Below are 17,598 nucleotides of genomic sequence, written 5' to 3'. Positions count from 1 at the left end.
GAGTCGGCTGGCAACGGGATTTCCGTCGTCCGGCATTCTTGCCGGTGTCCACCGGTGCTATGCGTGGTGAACAGGGGGAACTCGAGGTCGGTCGAGCGCCCCGCAGCCTACCTGGAGTGAGGGATTCCGCCGAGTCCTGTCCGGTTTGCCCGCACCTCGGCCACTCCGCCCCCGCATTGACGCGATCCCACTCCCCGTAATCACTTGGTCACCCCCAAGGTGAACCTTCACCACCACTTCGCCCTGCCCTAGGCATATGCCTAAGACACCACCGGATCGGGTGTTGCCAAAGCACTTACAGGCCCTCGCTCGCTGTGCAACAGTCGTTACGGCCCATCCCACGGACCCTATGGAGCCGGCCGCGCCGCGCCCCCCAATCGGAGTACGAGATGCCGTCCCCCCTCCACGCGGACTCCTCCGCAGCTCAGCCGCCCGAGCACGGCACGGTCGACGCCCTCATCTCGCAGACGCGTCAGCTGCGCGGCGGGCTCGACGCCGTGCGGCGCGAGGCGACGGGCCCGGAGGAGCCGGACGACGCCCGGCGGCGCTGGCACCGCGCCCTGTGCGATCTGGCCGCCCACCACCTCGACGATCTCGGTGAGCACCTCGGCCAGCTGCGCGAGGGCCCCCCGGCGCCCGGCCCGGCCGACGCCCCGGGCGCGGTGCGGACCGCCGTCCCGGCGCCCGCGGCCCCGCCCGCCACGGCCGCGGCCCGGGTCGGCAGTGCCGAGTGGAATCTCCTCACCGACGAGGCCACCTGGTCCGACGAGCTGTTCGCGCTCTTCGGGCGCCGCCCCGAGGACGGCCCGCTCACGCTGGACGAGCTGCCCTCCTGGCTGCCCGAGGAGGACCGCGGGCAGCTGACCGCGATGGTCACCGGCTGCCTGATCGACGGCAAGCCCATCGACGGCGAGTTCCGCATCGTGCGCGGCGACGGCTCGGTCCGCACGGTGCACATGATGGGCGAGCCCGTCCTCGGCGCCGACGGCTCCACGGCCTCCATGTGGGCCGTCTTACGGGATGTCAGCGAGCTCCGCCGCAGCCGCGAGGCGGTGGACGAGACATGCCACTCGCTGCAGCGCCGGCAGCACCTCGCCCAGGCCGAGCGCCGGCTCGCGGTCGAGCTGCAGGAAGCCGTGCTGCCACCGTGGCGCGGCTCCCTGCGCTTCCCCGAGGGCGGCACCGCGCGGTCCGACGGCTCCCCCGGCACCCTCGACCTCGCCGCTCACTACCTCCCTTCCGCCAGCAGCGCCCTCATCGGCGGCGACTGGTTCGATGCCCTCCGGCTGCCCGGGGGGCAGACCCTGCTCAGCGTCGGCGGCCTCACCGGGCACGGCGCCACCGCCACCTCCGGCATGGCCATGCTGCTGGGCGCACTGCGCGGCATGGCCGTGACCGGTGCCGACCCCGGCCCGCTGATGGGCTGGCTCAACCACCTCCTCGACGCCTCCGCGCAGCCCGCCCTGGGCAGCGCGGTCTGCTGCCGTTACGACCCCGCGACCCGCACTCTGACCTGGTCCCAGGCGGGCCACCCCGCGCCCCTGCTCTTCCGCCGGGGGAAGGGCCGTGCGCTGCAGCCGCCGGAGGGCATGCTGCTCGGTGCCGTCTCCGACGCCGCGTACGGACAGGCGGAGGAGCTCCTGGAGCCCGGTGACGTCCTCCTCCTGCACACCGACGGGCTCTCGCCCCACAGCGCCGGTCCGATCACCGAGACCGTCACCGACAGACTGCTGGGCTTGGCCTCCCGGTTCGCCACGGCGAAGTGCGCACAGGAGTGCGTACGGGCCGTGCTGGAGGAGTTCGGCGGCAAGGAGCGCGAGGACGACGCCTGCCTGCTGATCGGGCGCGTCAACGACTGAGACCGTCCATGTGAGACCGTCCATGACGGAGGCCAACGGCTGGACCGAGACCGTGTGGTGAGTGGCTGAGGCCGTCACCAGCCCGGGCCGCTGCCCGCTTCTGCCCGCTTGCGCTGCCGGGACCGCCCGGCGCGTGCCCCGGCGGCTTACACCGCCATCCCCTTTCCGCCGGCGCCGCCGCCCTTCTTCGGCTGCGCCTTGGGAGCCTTGGGCAGCGCCTGCTTGATCTCCTGCCGGAGATCCTCGATCCGGGCGTATCCCGCGTACTTCCCCGTCAGGCGGTACATCTCGCGGAGCCGGTCCCAGGTGCGGTGCGAGGAGGTCTCCCCGATCGACACCAGGGCCAGCCGGGCGTAGGTGTCCGCCTGCTCGGGGTCGTTGCTGATGAAGCAGGCCGAGGCCATGGAGATGTAGTCGAAGATCATCGACCGTTGGTGGCCGCTTCTGCGCAGGGCCAGCGCCTCCCTGGCGTGCTGCTGGGCGATGGCCGCGGCCCCCGGGTCGTGCTCGGCGAGCGTGCGATACGCCAGGGCCTGCATGCCGTGGAGGTCGGCTTCGTCGAAGTGCTGCATCCAGCTGGGGGGCGGCACGTCCCGCTTGTCGGAGACGAACAGCTCCTCCGCCTCGCCGAGAGTGCGCCGCATGGCCTGGCCCCGGCCCATCGACGCCTGCGCCCAGGCCTCGATGGTGTAGAGCATGGCGCGGGTGCGCGGCAGGGTCTCGTCGCCGGAGCCGGACTTGGCGAGCGTCATCAGGTCGAGGGCGTCGTCGGGCCGGCCGAGGTGCACCATCTGGCGGGCCGCCCGGGAGAGGGCCTCCCCCGCGCGGGGCCGGTCGCCCCCCTCGCGGGCCGCGTGGGCGGCGATGACGAAATACTTCTGGGCGGTGGGCTCGAGGCCCACGTCGTGGGACATCCAGCCGGCGAGCACCGCGAGGTTCGCGGCGACGCCCCAGAGCCTGCGCTGCAGGTGCTCGGGGTGGTGGTAGGAGAGCATGCCCCCCACCTCGTTGAGCTGGCCGACCACCGCCTTGCGCTGCAGCCCGCCGCCGCGGGCCGCGTCCCACGCGCGGAACACCTCGACGGAGCGCTCCAGGGCGTCGATCTCCGTGGAGCCCACCGGCGCGGCCTCGTAGCGGTCGAGCCCGGCGGTTTCGGCGTGGACGGAGTTGCTGCGCAGGGGATCGTCGAAGCGGGGGGAGTCGGAGGCGAGGACCGGATCGGAGTGCAGCCAGTCGTGCATGGCGCTGCTGAGTGCTGAGCCTGCGGCGAGCGCGGCGCCCGCACCCACCAAGCCGCGTCGGTTGAGCATGAGGTCCATTCCCGTGAATTCGGTGAGGACCGCGGCGGTCCGCTCGGGCGGCCAGGGAAGGCCGTCCGAGGACTGCCCCCTACCCGCGCGCCCTCGCCGACCGAACCCGAGGTCCTCGATGGTCACGACACGGCCGAGTCGCTCGGTGAAGAGGGCTGCCAGCACCTTGGGCACGGGATCGCGCGGGGACTCCCCCATGTCGATCCAGCGCCGCACCCGCGAGGTGTCGGTCGCCAGCTGCGGGTGGCCCATGACGGCCGCCTGCCGGTTCACGAGCCTCGCCAGTTCGCCCTTGGACCATCCGGCCAGGCCGAACAGATCCGCGAGGCGGGTGTTGGGTTCCCTCGTCACGTCAAGCCCCCAGGTTCTCGGCTGACTTGAAGGTAGCGGGCCGTCATGGGCCAGGCGAGTATTCGCCAGGGTTCGCCAGGGTCCGCCACATGGTGTGCCACCCGCGGGCGGGTGTGATGTAGGAAAGCGCCACCCCGGCCGCCGCCAGTCGGCCGAACCGGCCGGTAGCCGGACGCCCGAGAGGGACCGTCCGGGGCCCGGCCGCGGACCACGTGCATTCCCCAGGGTGCACGCCGGCCCGGGGACCGGGGGAGCGCGGCAACTCGTCGGCACACGAAGGGATCCGTTCCGCTCATGTATGCAGCCTCGTCCTCCGTGTCCGCCCCGCCCCGGCTCCGCCCTCCCCACGCCGGCGGCGGGCCGTACCTCGACCCCTCCCACGCCGCGGGGGCTGCCTTCGGGGGCGGACGGGCCCGGCGGTCCCCGGGGCTGGGGGGGCAACCGCTCAGCGGGAGAATCGACTTGTCCGGCCCTCAGGGCACGCAATTGCGCACCGTGATCGCCGCGGTGCACCGCATCTGCCCGGAGTTCAACCCCGTCCAGGTCCTGCGCCGCAGCGGGCACTCGGTCCTGCTGGTCGGCTCCACGGGCCGCACCACGGCAGTGGCCAAGTGTTTACTGGACCACTCACCGTCCTGGACCGAGCGGTTCCGGCACGAAATAGCTACATACCGTGCGTTCGTCCGCCACCGTCCGCCGGTGCGGGTGCCACGGCTCATCGCCGCGGACCCCGACAACTGCACGCTGGTGATCGAGCGCATGCCCGGGCGTCCCGCCGCCCTGCAGCGGCACCCCTCGGAGGCGCCGCCCCGTGCCGATGTGCGGGCCGCACTCGGGGCGCTCTGCAGGGTCAACCTCTGGCGCCCGCCGGCCGGCATGTTCGACATGCCGCTGGACTACGGCAAGCGCATCGCCCGCTACCACGAGCTGGGCCTGCTGACCGACCGCGACATGGGCGATCTGCAGAAGCTGCTGCACGGGCTGGCCCACGTCCAGGGACAGTTCTGCCACGGCGACGCCCAGCTGTCCAACATCCTCCTGGCCCCCACCGGCCCCGTGCTGGTGGACTGGGACCAGGCGGGCTGGTATCTCCCGGGTTACGACCTCGCCACGCTGTGGACGGTCCTCGGCGACGCCCCCGCGGCGCGCCGTCACATCAGCCAGGTCGCCCGGCAGGCCGGCACGGTACAGCGTGACGCCTTCCTGGTGAATCTCATGCTCGTGCTGACCCGGGAGATCCGTACCTGCGAGACGGCCATGCAGCGAGCCGTGGACGAGCCGGCCCCGGCGGCACCCGGCGCGGCGGAGTCGGGTGAGGAGCAGCGGCTGTTGCTGCGCCGCCTGCACGACGACTGCGCACTCGCCAGGCGCGCCGTCCGGACCGCGGTCGGCACCCGCTGACCCACCGCCTCCGCCCCCTCCGCGACACGCCGCGCACGCTGCGCGGCGTGTCGCCGTCGTATCCGGAGGGAAGGTGCCGGGAAGCAAGAGGCGCAGCAGCAGCCGTGGGCAACATGCATCGCAGCAGCATGATTGACGGAACGTCCGCCAGGGGCTACCTCTGGTTACGTCCGGTCCCGCACGCCCGATCGCGCCCCAGACCGTTCCCGCGCGTGGCACGGGCCGCCCCGAGGAGGCTGCATTGCGAGGATCCGCTCCCCGACCGTGGACCGCCCTTCTCAGACCACGGCGAAGAAGACAGGCCGCGTTCAGGGCGGCCGGAGTCATGGCTTCGGCCGCCCTGTTGCTGCCCCTGGCGTCTCACGCGACGGCCACCCCCACGGCGCCGGACCGCCGGCCGGGCTCCGGCGCCCTGCAACGGGCCTTCGCCGAGGCCTCCCGTGAGTACCGGGTCCCGCAGAGCGTGCTGCTGGGGGTCTCCTATCTGCAGTCGCGCTGGGACGCCCACGGCGGTGCTCCGAGCGTCACCGGCGGCTACGGCCCCATGCACCTCACCGATGCCGTCCATGCCCTGGCCGAGGCCCCGCACCACAGCGACGGCCGTGAGGACCCCCGGGGCGACGACGCCCGCCCGGTCCCCCGGGCCGTCCGGCCGCCCGCCCTGCCGGCGGGTGAGGTCCCCGCGCGGCTGCGCACGCTGGAGCGGGCCGCTCAGGCGTCCGGTCTGTCGCGCGAGGCGCTGCGCCGGGATCCCGCGGCGAACGTCAAGGGGGGCGCCGCGCTGCTCGCGGCGGCGCAGAAGCGGCTGGGGCTGCCCCTGAGCAAGGATCCCGCCGACTGGTACGGCGCGGTGGCGGGCTATCCGGGCGCGTCGGACACGGCGACGGCCGCCACCTTCGCCCGTGACGTCTTCGACGTGATGCGCTCGGGCGAGCGGCGCACCACCGATGCGGGCCAGCGGGTGGCCCTGCCGGGTGCCCCGCGCCTCGCCGGGCGTGCCGATCAGGTGCGGCGGCTGGGCCTGCCGGCCGCGCCGGACGAGGGGACCGAGTGCCCGAGGACGGTGGCCTGTGAGGCGATCCCCGCGCCGTACGAGAAGCTGCAGGGCGACAATTACGGCAATCACGATCTGGCGGACCGCCCGGCCTCGCAGAAGACCGAGTTCATCGTCATCCACGACACCGAGGGGTCCTGGGAGACGACGATCAAGCTGGTCAAGGACCCGGCCTACGTCTCGTGGAACTACACGGTGCGCTCCGCGGACGGGCACATCGCCCAGCACGTGCCCACCAAGGACGTCGCCTGGCACGCGGGCAACTGGTACGTGAACGCCAAGTCGGTCGGCATCGAGCACGAGGGTTTCCTCGCCCAGCCCGACGCCTGGTACACGGAGGAGATGTACCGCACCTCGGCCCGCCTGGTGCGGCATCTGGCGAGCCGGCTGAAGATCCCCCTGGACCGCCGGCACATCCTCGGCCACGACAACGTCCCCGGCACGACGCCGTCGACGATCAGGGGCATGCACACCGACCCCGGCCCGTACTGGGACTGGGCGCACTACTTCGACCTGATGGGCAGGCCGTTCCACCCCTCGGGGGGCACGTCCGGCGGCATGGTCACGATCCTTCCCGACTACGAGGAGCACCAGCCCGCGTACACCGGCTGCACGGGCCCGGCCAAGCCCTGCGCACCGCACGGCTCGGGCGCGGTGCGCCTGCACACGGCGCCGAGCGAGAAGGCGCCGCTGGTGAAGGACGCGGGGCTGCGTCCGGACGGCAGTGCGACCACGATCGACGTCAACGACACGGGGGCCCGCGCCTCGACGGGCCAGCAGTTCGCGGTGGCGGGGCGCAAGGGCTCCTGGACGGCGATCTGGTACCTGGGCCAGGAGGCGTGGTTCCGTAACCCGTGGTCGCAGCCGACCGCCGTCAACGCCTTCGGCCGGGTGGCCACCCCGAAGGCGGGGCTGGACGAGGTCGCGGTGTACGGGCGCGCCTATCCGGAGCAGGAGGCGTATCCCCCGGGCGTCCCGGTGCAGGCCCTGGCGCCGCTGCCGTACAAGCTGCTCGCCGGCCAGTCGTACGTCGTGGGGCCGCGGGTGCCGGGCGAGTACCTGTGGGCGAAGACCTTCGATCCGGCGGGCCACAAGGTGATCAAGGGCAGGGATGCGTACTACGAGATCCAGTTCGGGCACCGGGTGGCCTTCGTGAAGGCCGCCGACGTGACGGTGCAGCCCTCGAACCGGTAGCCCGGCGCACAGGACGACGGAGCCCGGTACGGCGTCTGCCGTGCCGGGCTCCGGTGTGCGTGCGTGCGCGTGCGCGCGAGGGGTGGTGCGGGGGCTCCGGGAGGAGCGGGGCGTCAGGCCGTCTGGAACATCTCGGCGGGCAGCGGCTTGAGGAGCTGGTAGAGCTCGTCGGTGATGGGCCGGTCCCAGCTGGCGATGGTGACGAGGACGCCGTCGCTGCGGTCGAACTGGGTGCAGGAGATGCGGCCTTCGGAGCACTTGATGCGCCGGACGATCAGCAGGTTGTCCTCGTGCATGACCGGGATGTCCTCGGTCTCCAGCACCTCCACCGGCTCGTCGTTGCCGAGGGCCTGGAGGAGCTGCGTGACCTCGAAGGGCACCTGGCCCTCCTCGAGCTCGCGCACCGGGGAGCCCTCGGGCATATTGCCGATGATCATCGCCGGGCCGCGCCCGCCGAAGAGGTCGTAGCGGAGGAAGACACCCTGGCAGCTGCCGTCGGGCGCGGGCAGCAGCCCGGCCCCGAGATCGCCCGGCCAGTCCCCCGGGTCCATGGCCAGGACGTCGAAGTCCGGCCCGGTGGGCGTGGCGCTGCGGCGGCGGAGGAAGGACATGCCCACATCGTACGTGCCCGGGGCCCCGGCGTGGCGCCGGGGAGAGCAACGGCACGGCCGTCCGCGCGCCCTGCGGGACGGGGTGGCGGAGCGTGCGCACGGAGGGGCGGACGGGGCGGCCGGACGGGCCGGGCAGGGCCGTCAGGCGGAGGTGCGCAGGCTGTCCAGGTGACGGCGCAGCACCTGCCGGAGGACGTCGGGGGTGAGGGTGCCGGGCTGGAGCACGGCCTGCAGGGTGAGGCCGTCGAGCAGGGCGGACAACCGCAGGCTCTCCGTGCCGATGTCCAGGTCGGCGGGCAGGCCGCCCGCTTCCTGGCCGCCGCGCAGGACGCGGGTCACGACGCCGAGCATGCCGTCCTGCAACTGCCGGGCGTGGGGCAGCAGTCCCGGCCGGGTGCGGGCAGCGGTGGCGAAGGCGATCCAGAGGACGGCCTCTTCGTGGCGCTCCCGGTCGAGGGGGAGGAATTCGGCGAGGAGGTCCTCGGCGCGGGTGCGGCGCTCCGCGGCGTCGGCGGGGTCGAGGAGCCGGTCGACGTGGGCGAGGACGCGGGCCTCGATACGGCCGGTCAGCTCCCCCATCGCGAAGATCACCAGTTCGTCGTGGTCGCTGAAGTAGTGGCGCACGGATCCGATGGCGAGGCCCGCTTCTTCGGCGACGTTGCGCAGGGAGGCGGCCTCCAGGCCGCTCCGGCCCACGACGCGGAGGACGGCTTCGGCGACAGTCTTGCGGCGCGCCCCGGGGTCGACGATCTTCGGCATGTTGGCTTTATAGCACGGTCGAGCTACCATCTTTTTTGGCGCGACCGTGCCAAAAAAGCAGGGAACGCAGGCTCGGAGGGAGTGGCGGGTGAACGGCTGGCTGCTGGGGGCGATCATCGCCGTGGTGGTGATCGTCGTGGTGATCAGGCGGCTGAAGGGGGAGCCGCTCAATGCGCGCGACCTGCTGATTCCGCCGGTCGCCCTGACCGCCATCGGCATCGTGTCCCTGGCGAAGGCGGAGCAGGTGACGGGGGCGGACCTGGCCTGGGTGATCCCCGGCGCCCTCCTGGGCTGCGGACTCGGCGCGGCGCGCGGGGCCACCGTCCAGCTCTTCGAGAGGGCCGGAGCGCTCTGGCAGCGCTACACGGGCCGGACCTTCCTGGTCCTCGCGGGATCCCTGGTGATCATGGGTGGTTTCGGCCTGCTCGCCACGCACGCGGGAGTGTCCGAGGGCGCCCGGCCGGTCCAGCTGAACATCGGGGTCAGCTTCCTGGGCGAGGCGCTGGTCATCGGTGCGCGAGCCCTGGCGAGCGGGGTGCCGTTCGCACCGGAACGTTCGCGCCGCTGACGTAGGCGTTCCAGGCCGGACGCCGCTGCGGAACGCGGTCAAAAGCCCGCCCGGACGCAGCTTGTGGGGGCGCTGTCCGGGCGGACCGACGGCCGAAGACGCCGCCGCGGGCGCACGCTACCAGGCAGTGACGAGGTCTCCCTTTCCCGGAATCGCCGACCTGGAGCAAATGAGTGAATTCCCGAAACTTCCGTTATGAGCCCGAGTTACTCAGGTCGCTTCCCTGTCTGTGAGAGGCAGCTAATCGATCGAAAGGCACAGACGTGCTCAAGAAGGTACTCACGACGGCCGCCGTGACGGTTACCACAGTCGGCACCATCGCCGGCCCGGCCATGGCGATCGGCAACGACCAGGACGTGGCCAACGGCAACGCTTCGCACACCGGTTACGGCAACACGAAGACCGGCGGCAAGCAGAGCCCGCAGATGAGCCTGATCCAGGGCACGCTCAACAAGCCGTGCCTCGGCATCGGGAAGATCGGCGTCCAGTCGCTCCTCGCACTGATCAACATCGGTGTCCAGGACGTGCCGATCCTCACGTCCCAGCAGCAGCAGCAGTGCACCGACAACTCGACGATCAGCGACGGGGACGACCCGCTGTCGCACATCCTCGACGAGATTCCGATCATCTCGGGCAACGGCTCCGGCAACAAGGGCGGCGGCCACCCCGGCCTGCACGGCCTGCACGGCGGCCACCCCGGCTTCGGCGGCCACTGAGCCACGGCGTCGTCGGACGGATCTCCCCCTGTCTCGGGTGCACGGGCCCCGGGGCGGGGGGATTCCCCTGTCCGGACCCGGTGCCGGACGCGCCCCTCACCCACCCGGAACCCGCCCGCCACCTGCCGGAAACCCGCAGGTCACAGCGGCGGGCGCCGGTTCCCGGCCGCGTCGTATACGATGACCGCGTGACTATGCTCGTCAAACGCCGCCACGTGGACCTCCTCCGCGTCACGAGCATGTCCTGTCGCCGCTACGGCTGATCTTCACTTTCCGCCCAGCCCTCTCTTCGGGCCGTGGCCTGCTTTTCCTTCTTACTTTTCCTGCCGTTTCCCGGTCCCGCTCCGCCCTGCCCGCGTACCCGCGGCGGCGGAGCGGCCGTCCGGCGCACCGCCGTACGGACATTCCGGGCCCTCACGCTGTGGACAACGCTCATGAGCAACAAGCTTCCCGTCCTCGACCTCTCCGCCGCCTCCGCCGGCCCCGAGGCCCGTGCCCGCTTCCGCGAGGAGCTGCACGCGGCCGCGCGCGACGTGGGCTTCTTCCACCTGACCGGCCACGGCGTCACCGAGGCCGAGACCGCCGACCTGTGGCGCACCATGCGGGCGTTCTTCGCGCTCCCCGAGGCCGACCGGCTGTCCATCAGCAACCTCAACTCCCCGCACTTCCGCGGCTACACCCGCATAGGCGACGAGCGGACGGGCGGGAGCCAGGACTGGCGCGACCAGCTCGACATAGGCGCCGAGCGGGAGGCCCGCGTGCCGGGCGCGGACGAGCCGGGCTACTGGTGGCTGGAGGGCCCGAACCAGTGGCCCGCGGCCCTCCCCGAGCTGCGCACCGCCGCCCTGAGCTGGATCGACCGGCTGAGCGGGGTGGCCGAGCGGCTGCTGCACGAGCTGCTGGCCGCGATCGGCGCCCCCGAGGACTTCTACGACAAGGCCTTCGCCGACCGCCCCCACCTGCACCTGAAGCTGGTCCGCTACCCCGGCAGCGCTCCGGACGGCGCCGGCCAGGGCGTGGGCGCCCACAAGGACTACGGCTTCCTGACCCTGCTGCTGCAGGACGAGGTCGGCGGTCTCCAAGTGGAGGGGGCCGACGGGTCGTTCATCGACGTGCCGCCGGTTCCGGGCGCGTTCGTCATCAACCTCGGCGAGCTGCTGGAGGTGGCCACGAACGGCTACCTGAAGGCGACCAACCACCGTGTGGTCAGCCCGTCCGGCACCCGCGAGCGCTTCTCGGTCCCGTTCTTCTACAACCCGCGCCTGGACGCCCGCATCGCGCCGGTGCCCTTCGCGCACGCCGACCGGGCCCCGGGTGTCACCCAGGACGACCGCAACCCGCTGTTCGCGGAGTACGGCCGCAACGAGATCAAGGGCTGGCTGCGCGCCCACCCGCAGGTGGCCGCCCGCCACCACGCCGGCCTGCTGACCGAGGGCACCCTCGTGGGCTGACCGCCCGTCAGGTGAGGTCGAACTCGCCCTCGCGCGCGCCGCGTACGAACGCCCGCCAGTCCCCGGGGGTGAAGACCAGCGCGGGCCCGTCCGGATTGCGTCCGTTGCGCATGGCGATGAAGCCTTCGACGAAGGCGATCTGGACCTCCCCGGCCCCCTGGCTGCTCGACAGCCAGGCGGCGTTGCCGAGGTCGAGCTCGGGCGCGGTGTCGCCCGCCGGTCGTTCAGTCGTGCTCTCCGCCACTGCTGAAGCTCCTCCCGGTCGTCGTCCGCGCCCACCCTAGCGAGCGCGGCGTGCGCCGGACAGGCCGCACGGCGGCGAACGCTCCGCCGTGCGCCCCTTCAGGTGGTGGGGAGTTCGTCGCCCACCACCCACATGGAGAAGAACTGCGCGCCCCCTCCGTAGGCGTGGCCGAGCGCCTTGCGGGCGCCGTCGACCTGGTGCTCCCCCGCCCTCCCCCGCACCTGGAGGGCGGCCTCGGCGAAGCGGATGAGCCCGGAGGCGCCGATGGGGTTGGTGGACAGGACGCCGCCCGAAGGGTTGACGGGCAGTTCGCCGTCCAGCTCCGTTGCCCCGGAGACGGTGAGCTTCCAGCCCTCGCCCTCGGCGGCGAAGCCGAGGTTCTCCAGCCACATCGGCTCGTACCAGCTGAAGGGCACGTACAGTTCGGCGGCGTCGATCTCGCGCCGCGGGTCGGTGACGCCCGCCTGCCGGTAGACCTCGGCGGCGCAGTCGCGTCCCGCGCGCGGCGAGACGAAGTCCTTGCCGGCGAAGAGCGTGGGTTCGCTGCGCATGGCGCCGCCGTGCACCCAGCCGGGCGGGTGCGGGGCGCGGGCGGCGCCCCGGCGGTCGGTGAGGACCATCGCGCAGGCGCCGTCGGAGGAGGGGCACGTCTCGGAGTAGCGGACCGGGTCCCACAGCATGGGCGAGGACTGCACCCGCTCCAGGGTGAGGCCGTCCTCGTGCAGGTGGGCCCACGGGTTCTTCAGGGCGTTGCGGCGGTCCTTGTAGGCGACGAGGGAGCCCACGGAGGCGGGTGCCCCGCTGCGGCGCATATAGGCCCGTACGTGCGGGGCGAAGAATCCTCCGGCGCCGGCCAGCAGGGGCTGCTGGAAGGGGACGGGCAGGGACAGGCCCCACATGGCGTTGGACTCGGACTGCTTCTCGAAGGCCACGGCGAGCACGGTCCGGTGGACGCGGGCCGCGACGAGGTCGGCGGCGACGAGGGCCGTGGAGCCGCCGACCGACCCGGCGGTGTGCACGCGCAGGACAGGCTTGCCGACGGCGCCGAGGGCGTCGGCGAGGTGGAGCTCGGGCATCATCACGCCCTCGAAGAAGTCGGGCGCCTTGCCGAGGACGACGGCGTCGGTGTCCGCCCACGACAGCCCCGCGTCCTCCAGGGCCCGTACGGCGGCCTCGCGGACGAGTCCGGCCAGGGAGACGTCCCGGCGGGCCGCCGCGTGCTTGGTCTGGCCGATGCCGACGACGGCCACGGGTTCCCTGCTCACGTGCTCTCCCCCTCCAGCACGGCGACGAGGTTGTGCTGCAGGCAGGGCCCGGACGTGGCGTGGGCCAGGGCCCGGTCCGAGGCGCCGCGGTGGATGCGGGCGGCGGCCTCGCCGAGGCGGATCAGGCCGGTGGCCATGACGGGGTCGGCGGCGAGCGCGCCGCCGGAGGGGTTGACCACGACGGTGTCGTCCAGGCGCAGCGCCCGCCGCAGGACGACCTCCTGCGAGGTGAAGGGGGCGTGGAGCTCGGCCGTGTCGACGGGGGCGCGGAAGGCTCCGGCGCGTTCGGCGGCGAGGCGGGTGGACGGGGAGTCGGTGAGGTCCCGCAGGCCCAGGGCCTGGGCCTCGATGCGGTGGTCGATGCCGCGGATCCAGGCGGGGCGGGCGCACATGCGGCGCGCGGTGTCGCCGGCGGCGAGGACGACGGCGGCCGCTCCGTCGGCGACGGCCGAGCAGTCGCCCGCGCGCAGGGGCCGCACGACGTATTCGCCCGCGGGGGCCTCGCCGCCGCCCTGGTGGGCGAGGGCCGCCAGGGCCTCCTCGTCGGTGTGGCCGGCGTCGATGAGGGCCTGGGCCTGGAGGGCGGCCAGGGAGACGGAGTCGGGCCACAGGGGTGCGACGTAGTAGGGGTCGAGCTGGCGGGTGAGGACGTCCCGCAGGGGGCCTGCGGAGGGCTTTCCGTGGGCGTAGACGAGGGCGGTGTCGGCCCGGCCGGTGAGGATCTTCACCCAGGCCTCGTGGAGCGCCCAGGCACCGTCCGTCTCCACGTGGGACTCGGCGACGGGCGGCCAGGCGCCGACGCCGTCGAGGGTCAGGGTGAAGGAGAAGGGGCGGCCGGCGAGGTAGTCGCTCGATCCCGAGCAGGTGAAGTCCGCCTCGCCGGGGGCGAGTCCGGCCTGCGCCAGCGCCTCGCGCAGGACGGGCAGCAGCATCTCCGTCTCGGACAGCCCCTCGGCGCAGGCGCGAGGGTCGCTGCGCGCGAAGGCGACGATCGCGACGTCGCGGGGGGCCGTGCCGCGGTCGCCGCCCGCGTCGGCCGGCTTCACAGCAGCTCCTTGTACGCGTCGTAGGCGGCGTCGGGTTCGCCGGTGGGCCGGTAGTGGTCGGGGTGGCGGCCGTCCGCGCCCCACACGGGCTCGACGCGCAGGCCCATGCGCACCTGGTCGTACGGGATGCCGCCGATGCGCCCGTGGAGGGCGAGGTCGGCCCCGTCCAGGGCGATGTGGGCGTAGACGTAGGGGACTTCGATGCGGGCGTCCTTGGCCTTGATGTTGACGACGCAGAAGGTGGTGACGGTCCCGCGCGGGCCGACCCCGACCTGCTCGGTCGCGGCGACGCCGCAGGTGGGGCAGGCGCCGCGGGGCGGGACGTGGACCTTGCGGCAGGAGGGGCAGCGTTCGCCGGTGATCCTCCTCTCGGCGAGGGCGGCGAGGTGGCGGCTCTGGGCCCGGCCGGGCGTGTAGGTGTAGTCGAGCCGGGCGGGGGTGACGATGCCCGTGACGGGGTCGGCGAAGTCGCCGTCGTGCGGTGCGGGTTCCCGTGAGCGGGCCGCCGCGTCGTCCTCGTGCGGGTCGCAGGGCTCGAAGCAGCCGATGTCGGTGACGGCGCCGGTGCGCTCGGGCGCCCAGCGGATGCGGACGCGCATGCCGGTCCGTACGGCGTGGGGTCCGGGGGCGTCGAGGACGTGCAGGAGGGCGGTGTCGGCGCCGTCGAGGCGCACCAGGACCCAGGCGAAGGGGGTGCGCAGGGGCTGGCGGGGCCGGGGGGCGGGGTTCCAGGCCCAGGTGGTGACGGTGCCGGTGGGGGCGACCTCGGCGAGGTCGCGGATCTCCTCGGCGGTGACGGGGTCGTACTCGACGGGCGGGACGAGGACGCGCCCGTCGCTCGTGCGCACGCCGAGGACGGTGCGCTCGCGGAGGCCGGTGAGGAAGGCGCTCTGCACAGGGCCGAGGGAGCGGGTGAAGGGGAAGGCGACGGTCAGGGGTGCGGTGAGGATCTCCGGCACGGCGGTGCTCCCTTCAGGCGCGCCGGTAGACGGCCGGGCGCTTCTCGGCGAAGGCCCGGGCGCCTTCCTTCGCGTCGGCGCTGGCGAGGACGGGCCGGCCGCGTTCGAGTTCGAGGGCGAGGCCGTCGGCTTCGGCGAGGCCTGCGGTGTCGTGGACGCAGGCCTTGACGGCCTCGACGGCCAGCGGGCCGTTGGCGTTGATCAGCTCGGCGGTCTCCAGGGCCCGCTCCAGGGCGGTGCCGTCGGGGACGACGTGGCCGATCAGCCCGATGCGCGCGGCTTCGCCGGCGGTGTAGGGGCGGCCGGTGAGCAGCATCTCCAGGGCGTGGGTGCGCGGGATCTGGCGCGGGAGGCGGACGGTGGAGCCGCCGACGGGGAAGAGGCCGCGGCGCACCTCGAAGAGGCCGAAGACGGCGCTCTCCCCGGCGATGCGGATGTCGGTGCCCTGGAGGATCTCGGTGCCGCCCGCGACGCAGGGCCCCTCGACCGCGGCGATGACCGGCTTGCGCGGCCGGTGGTGCCTGAGCATCGCCTTCCAGTGCAGGTCGGGGTCGGCCTTGAACCGGGCGCGGTACGGGTCGCCGGCCGGGTCCGGGGGCCCGTGCAGGGCCTTGAGGTCCATGCCGGAGCAGAAGGCCCCGCCCGCGCCGGTGAGGACGACGGAGCGGACGGCGTCGTCCCGGTCGGCCTCCAGCCAGCCGTCGTGGAGCCCGGCCAGCATCGGCAGCGACAGGGCGTTCCTCGCTTCCGGCCGGTTGAGGGTGAGCACCAGCGTGGCGCCGGTGCGTTCGACCGTGAGGTGTTCGGTGCCGCTCATGGGTGGCCCTCCCGTCCCGGTGACCAGAACAGGGTGCAGGAGGCGTGTCCGCGGTACAAGAGTTTTCTGACTTCCCGTCAGATTTCTTGGGCGCCGTCCCTTCCTCCCCACGGCGTGCGGCGCTCTAATGGGCCCGCGGCCGCCGTTCCCCCGGACAGGAGGAGACGTGGACTACAACCTCGCCGATCTCTTCGAGTCGGTCGTGGACGCGGTGCCCGGCCGGGAGGCCCTGGTCCACGCGGACCTCCCCGGGAGCGGCGCCGGGCGCCGGATGACGTACGCGGAGCTCGACGCGGCGGCCAACCGGCTGGGGCACCACCTGCGCGACAGCGGGATCCGGCCCGGCGACCACGTCGGGCTGCACCTGTACAACGGCGTCGAGTACCTGCAGGCGTTCTGGGCCTGTCTGAAGATCCGGGCGGTGCCCGTCAACGTCAACTACCGCTACGTCGAGGACGAGCTGGCCTACCTCTACCGCGACGCCGACCTCGTGGCGCTGGTCTTCGACGCGGCCTTCACCGGCCGGGTGGCCGCGGCGCTGCCCCGTACGGAGCTGCTGCGCCACCTCGTGCGCGTCGGCACGCCCCCGGCCGGGGCGCCCGAACCGGCCCTCGCACCCGTCCCGTTCACGGAGGCCGAGGCGTCGGGGACGCCCCTGCGCGGCTTCGGGCCGCGATCGGGGGACGACCAGGTCATCATCTACACGGGCGGCACGACGGGCCTGCCCAAGGGCGTGATGTGGCGGCAGGAGGACCTGTTCTTCTCCGGGCTCGGCGGCGGAGCGCCCACGGGCGAGCCGGTGAAGCACCCCCGGGAGCTGGCCGCACGCGTCGCGGAAGGCGGCGAGGGCCTGGTCTTCTTCCCCACCGCGCCGCTGATGCACGGCACGTCCACGCTCACCGCGCTCATCGCCTTCGACTACGGCCAGAAGGTCGTGCTGCACCGGAAGTTCGCCCCCGGGGAAGTGCTGCGCACCGTGGAGCAGGAGAAGGTCACCTGCATCTCGCTGGTCGGTGACGCGATGCTGCGGCCCCTGGTGGACGCGCTGGCCGGGCCCATGCGGGGCACCGACTGCTCGTCGCTGTTCAGCGTCAGCAGTTCCGGCGCGGTGCTCTCGGCCACCGTGCGGGAGCAGTTCACGGCCCTGCTGCCGCACGTGGCGCTGCTGAACAACTTCGGCTCCTCGGAGTCGGGCTTCAACGGGACCGCGACGGACGGGGCGGACGCGGGCGGGGAGGGCGCGGCTCGGGGCGGCACGGGCGGCGGCTTACGGCTGCGCATCAACGACCGCACAGCCGTCGTTGACCCGGTCACGCACGAACCCGTCGCACCCGGTGAGGAGGGCCGCGTCGCCCAGCGCGGACACGTGCCGCTCGGCTACTACAACGACCCCGCCCGGACCGAGGCGACGTTCTTCCGGGCCGGCGGCGAACGGTGGGTGCTGCTCGGCGACATGGCGAGAGCCGGTGCGGACGGGGAGATCACCGTCCTGGGGCGGGGCTCTCAGTGCATCAACACCGGCGGCGAGAAGGTGTACCCGGAGGAGGTCGAGCAGGCGCTCAAAGCCCATCCGGACGTGTACGACGTGCTGGTCGCGGGCGTTCCGGACGCGCGGTGGGGGCAGCGCGTGGCCGCCGTCGTCCAGCCGCGCGAGGGGGCGGGCCCCCTGACCCTGGACGGGCTGCAGGCGCACTGCCGGGCGCGGCTGGCCGGGTACAAGGTGCCGCGCAGCGTGGTCTTCACGGAGCGGATCCGCAGGTCGCCGAGCGGGAAGGCCGACTACCGGTGGGCGCGGGCGGTCGCGGAGGCCGGCGCCTGACCGGTCCGCCGGCTCGCGCGGGCGGCTTGCGTGGGCGACTCACGTGGGCGACTCACGTGGCCGGTCCGCGCGGCCGGTTCGCGCGGCCGGCGGCGAGGGTCCGGCGGCGCACGGCTGATGGCGCGCGGCCGCTTCCTCCACAGGGCCCGGCACCCCTCTTGACGCCCGGCGCCG

General features: G+C 73.3%; 15 protein-coding genes. 7 read left to right on the top strand and 8 right to left on the bottom strand.

Annotated elements, in window-relative coordinates:
- Positions 1-389 precede the first annotated feature (389 nt).
- Complete coding sequence (locus tag NQU55_RS00640; RefSeq protein WP_256789386.1) at positions 390-1,859, top strand: PP2C family protein-serine/threonine phosphatase; 1,470 nt, start codon at positions 390-392, stop codon at positions 1,857-1,859.
- 146 nt (positions 1,860-2,005) lie between these two features.
- Here NQU55_RS00640 and NQU55_RS00635 read toward each other — a convergent pair whose 3' ends face one another.
- On the bottom strand, positions 2,006-3,520 hold the full coding sequence (locus tag NQU55_RS00635; protein WP_168091667.1) for a DNA-binding protein NsdB: 1,515 nt from the start codon (positions 3,518-3,520) through the stop codon (positions 2,006-2,008).
- A gap of 294 nt (positions 3,521-3,814) precedes the next feature.
- Between NQU55_RS00635 and NQU55_RS00630 the strand changes: the two genes are divergently transcribed.
- Positions 3,815-4,921 carry an aminoglycoside phosphotransferase family protein gene (locus tag NQU55_RS00630; RefSeq protein ID WP_168091668.1) on the top strand — a complete coding sequence of 369 codons (1,107 nt, stop codon included), beginning with the start codon at positions 3,815-3,817 and terminating at the stop codon, positions 4,919-4,921.
- Between the two features lie 241 nt (positions 4,922-5,162).
- Complete coding sequence (locus NQU55_RS00625) at positions 5,163-7,169, top strand: N-acetylmuramoyl-L-alanine amidase (protein WP_372504597.1); 2,007 nt, start codon at positions 5,163-5,165, stop codon at positions 7,167-7,169.
- A 113-nt stretch (positions 7,170-7,282) separates the two neighbouring features.
- Here NQU55_RS00625 and NQU55_RS00620 read toward each other — a convergent pair whose 3' ends face one another.
- Together NQU55_RS00620 and NQU55_RS00615 are read right to left on the bottom strand one after the other, a co-directional pair.
- Positions 7,283-7,780: a hypothetical protein gene (locus NQU55_RS00620; RefSeq protein WP_058041529.1), complete on the bottom strand. Its 498-nt coding sequence runs from the start codon at positions 7,778-7,780 to the stop codon at positions 7,283-7,285.
- Positions 7,781-7,921: 141 nt separating this feature from the next.
- The gene (locus NQU55_RS00615; RefSeq protein ID WP_168091670.1) at positions 7,922-8,539 is read right to left on the bottom strand and encodes a TetR/AcrR family transcriptional regulator; all 618 of its coding nucleotides are present in this window, start codon (positions 8,537-8,539) and stop codon (positions 7,922-7,924) included.
- A gap of 88 nt (positions 8,540-8,627) precedes the next feature.
- Here NQU55_RS00615 and NQU55_RS00610 point away from each other — a divergent pair, with 88 nt between their 5' ends.
- From NQU55_RS00610 to NQU55_RS00600, 3 genes are all read left to right on the top strand, one after another.
- On the top strand, positions 8,628-9,107 hold the full coding sequence (locus NQU55_RS00610) for a CcdC protein domain-containing protein (RefSeq protein WP_168091671.1): 480 nt from the start codon (positions 8,628-8,630) through the stop codon (positions 9,105-9,107).
- 263 nt (positions 9,108-9,370) lie between these two features.
- A complete protein-coding gene (locus NQU55_RS00605) occupies positions 9,371-9,823 on the top strand; it encodes a rodlin (RefSeq protein ID WP_256789384.1) in 453 nt (150 codons plus the stop codon).
- A 434-nt stretch (positions 9,824-10,257) separates the two neighbouring features.
- On the top strand, positions 10,258-11,274 hold the full coding sequence (locus NQU55_RS00600; RefSeq protein ID WP_168091672.1) for an isopenicillin N synthase family dioxygenase: 1,017 nt from the start codon (positions 10,258-10,260) through the stop codon (positions 11,272-11,274).
- 7 nt (positions 11,275-11,281) lie between these two features.
- On the opposite strand, the gene NQU55_RS00595 is transcribed toward NQU55_RS00600, so the two are convergent.
- From NQU55_RS00595 to NQU55_RS00575, 5 genes are all read right to left on the bottom strand, one after another.
- Positions 11,282-11,518, bottom strand: coding sequence for a DUF397 domain-containing protein (locus NQU55_RS00595; RefSeq protein WP_168091673.1), 237 nt, complete (start codon positions 11,516-11,518; stop codon positions 11,282-11,284).
- A 98-nt stretch (positions 11,519-11,616) separates the two neighbouring features.
- The gene (locus NQU55_RS00590; RefSeq protein WP_256789383.1) at positions 11,617-12,783 is read right to left on the bottom strand and encodes a thiolase family protein; all 1,167 of its coding nucleotides are present in this window, start codon (positions 12,781-12,783) and stop codon (positions 11,617-11,619) included.
- The gene (locus NQU55_RS00585) at positions 12,780-13,829 is read right to left on the bottom strand and encodes a thiolase family protein (RefSeq protein WP_168091674.1); all 1,050 of its coding nucleotides are present in this window, start codon (positions 13,827-13,829) and stop codon (positions 12,780-12,782) included. The genes NQU55_RS00590 and NQU55_RS00585 overlap by 4 nt, the downstream gene beginning before the upstream one ends.
- The gene (locus NQU55_RS00580) at positions 13,826-14,788 is read right to left on the bottom strand and encodes a Zn-ribbon domain-containing OB-fold protein (protein ID WP_168091675.1); all 963 of its coding nucleotides are present in this window, start codon (positions 14,786-14,788) and stop codon (positions 13,826-13,828) included. The genes NQU55_RS00585 and NQU55_RS00580 overlap by 4 nt, the downstream gene beginning before the upstream one ends.
- Positions 14,789-14,801: 13 nt before the next feature.
- A complete protein-coding gene (locus tag NQU55_RS00575) occupies positions 14,802-15,605 on the bottom strand; it encodes a crotonase/enoyl-CoA hydratase family protein (RefSeq protein ID WP_168091676.1) in 804 nt (267 codons plus the stop codon).
- A 166-nt stretch (positions 15,606-15,771) separates the two neighbouring features.
- Here NQU55_RS00575 and NQU55_RS00570 point away from each other — a divergent pair, with 166 nt between their 5' ends.
- Complete coding sequence (locus NQU55_RS00570) at positions 15,772-17,424, top strand: acyl-CoA synthetase (RefSeq protein ID WP_168091677.1); 1,653 nt, start codon at positions 15,772-15,774, stop codon at positions 17,422-17,424.
- The last annotated feature ends 174 nt before the right edge of the window (positions 17,425-17,598 follow it).

This window comes from Streptomyces telluris, from assembly GCF_024519335.1.
Classification (GTDB): domain Bacteria; phylum Actinomycetota; class Actinomycetes; order Streptomycetales; family Streptomycetaceae; genus Streptomyces; species Streptomyces telluris.
Note: the sequence above shows the minus strand (reverse complement) of the source record. Positions and strands in the feature narration are given on the sequence as shown.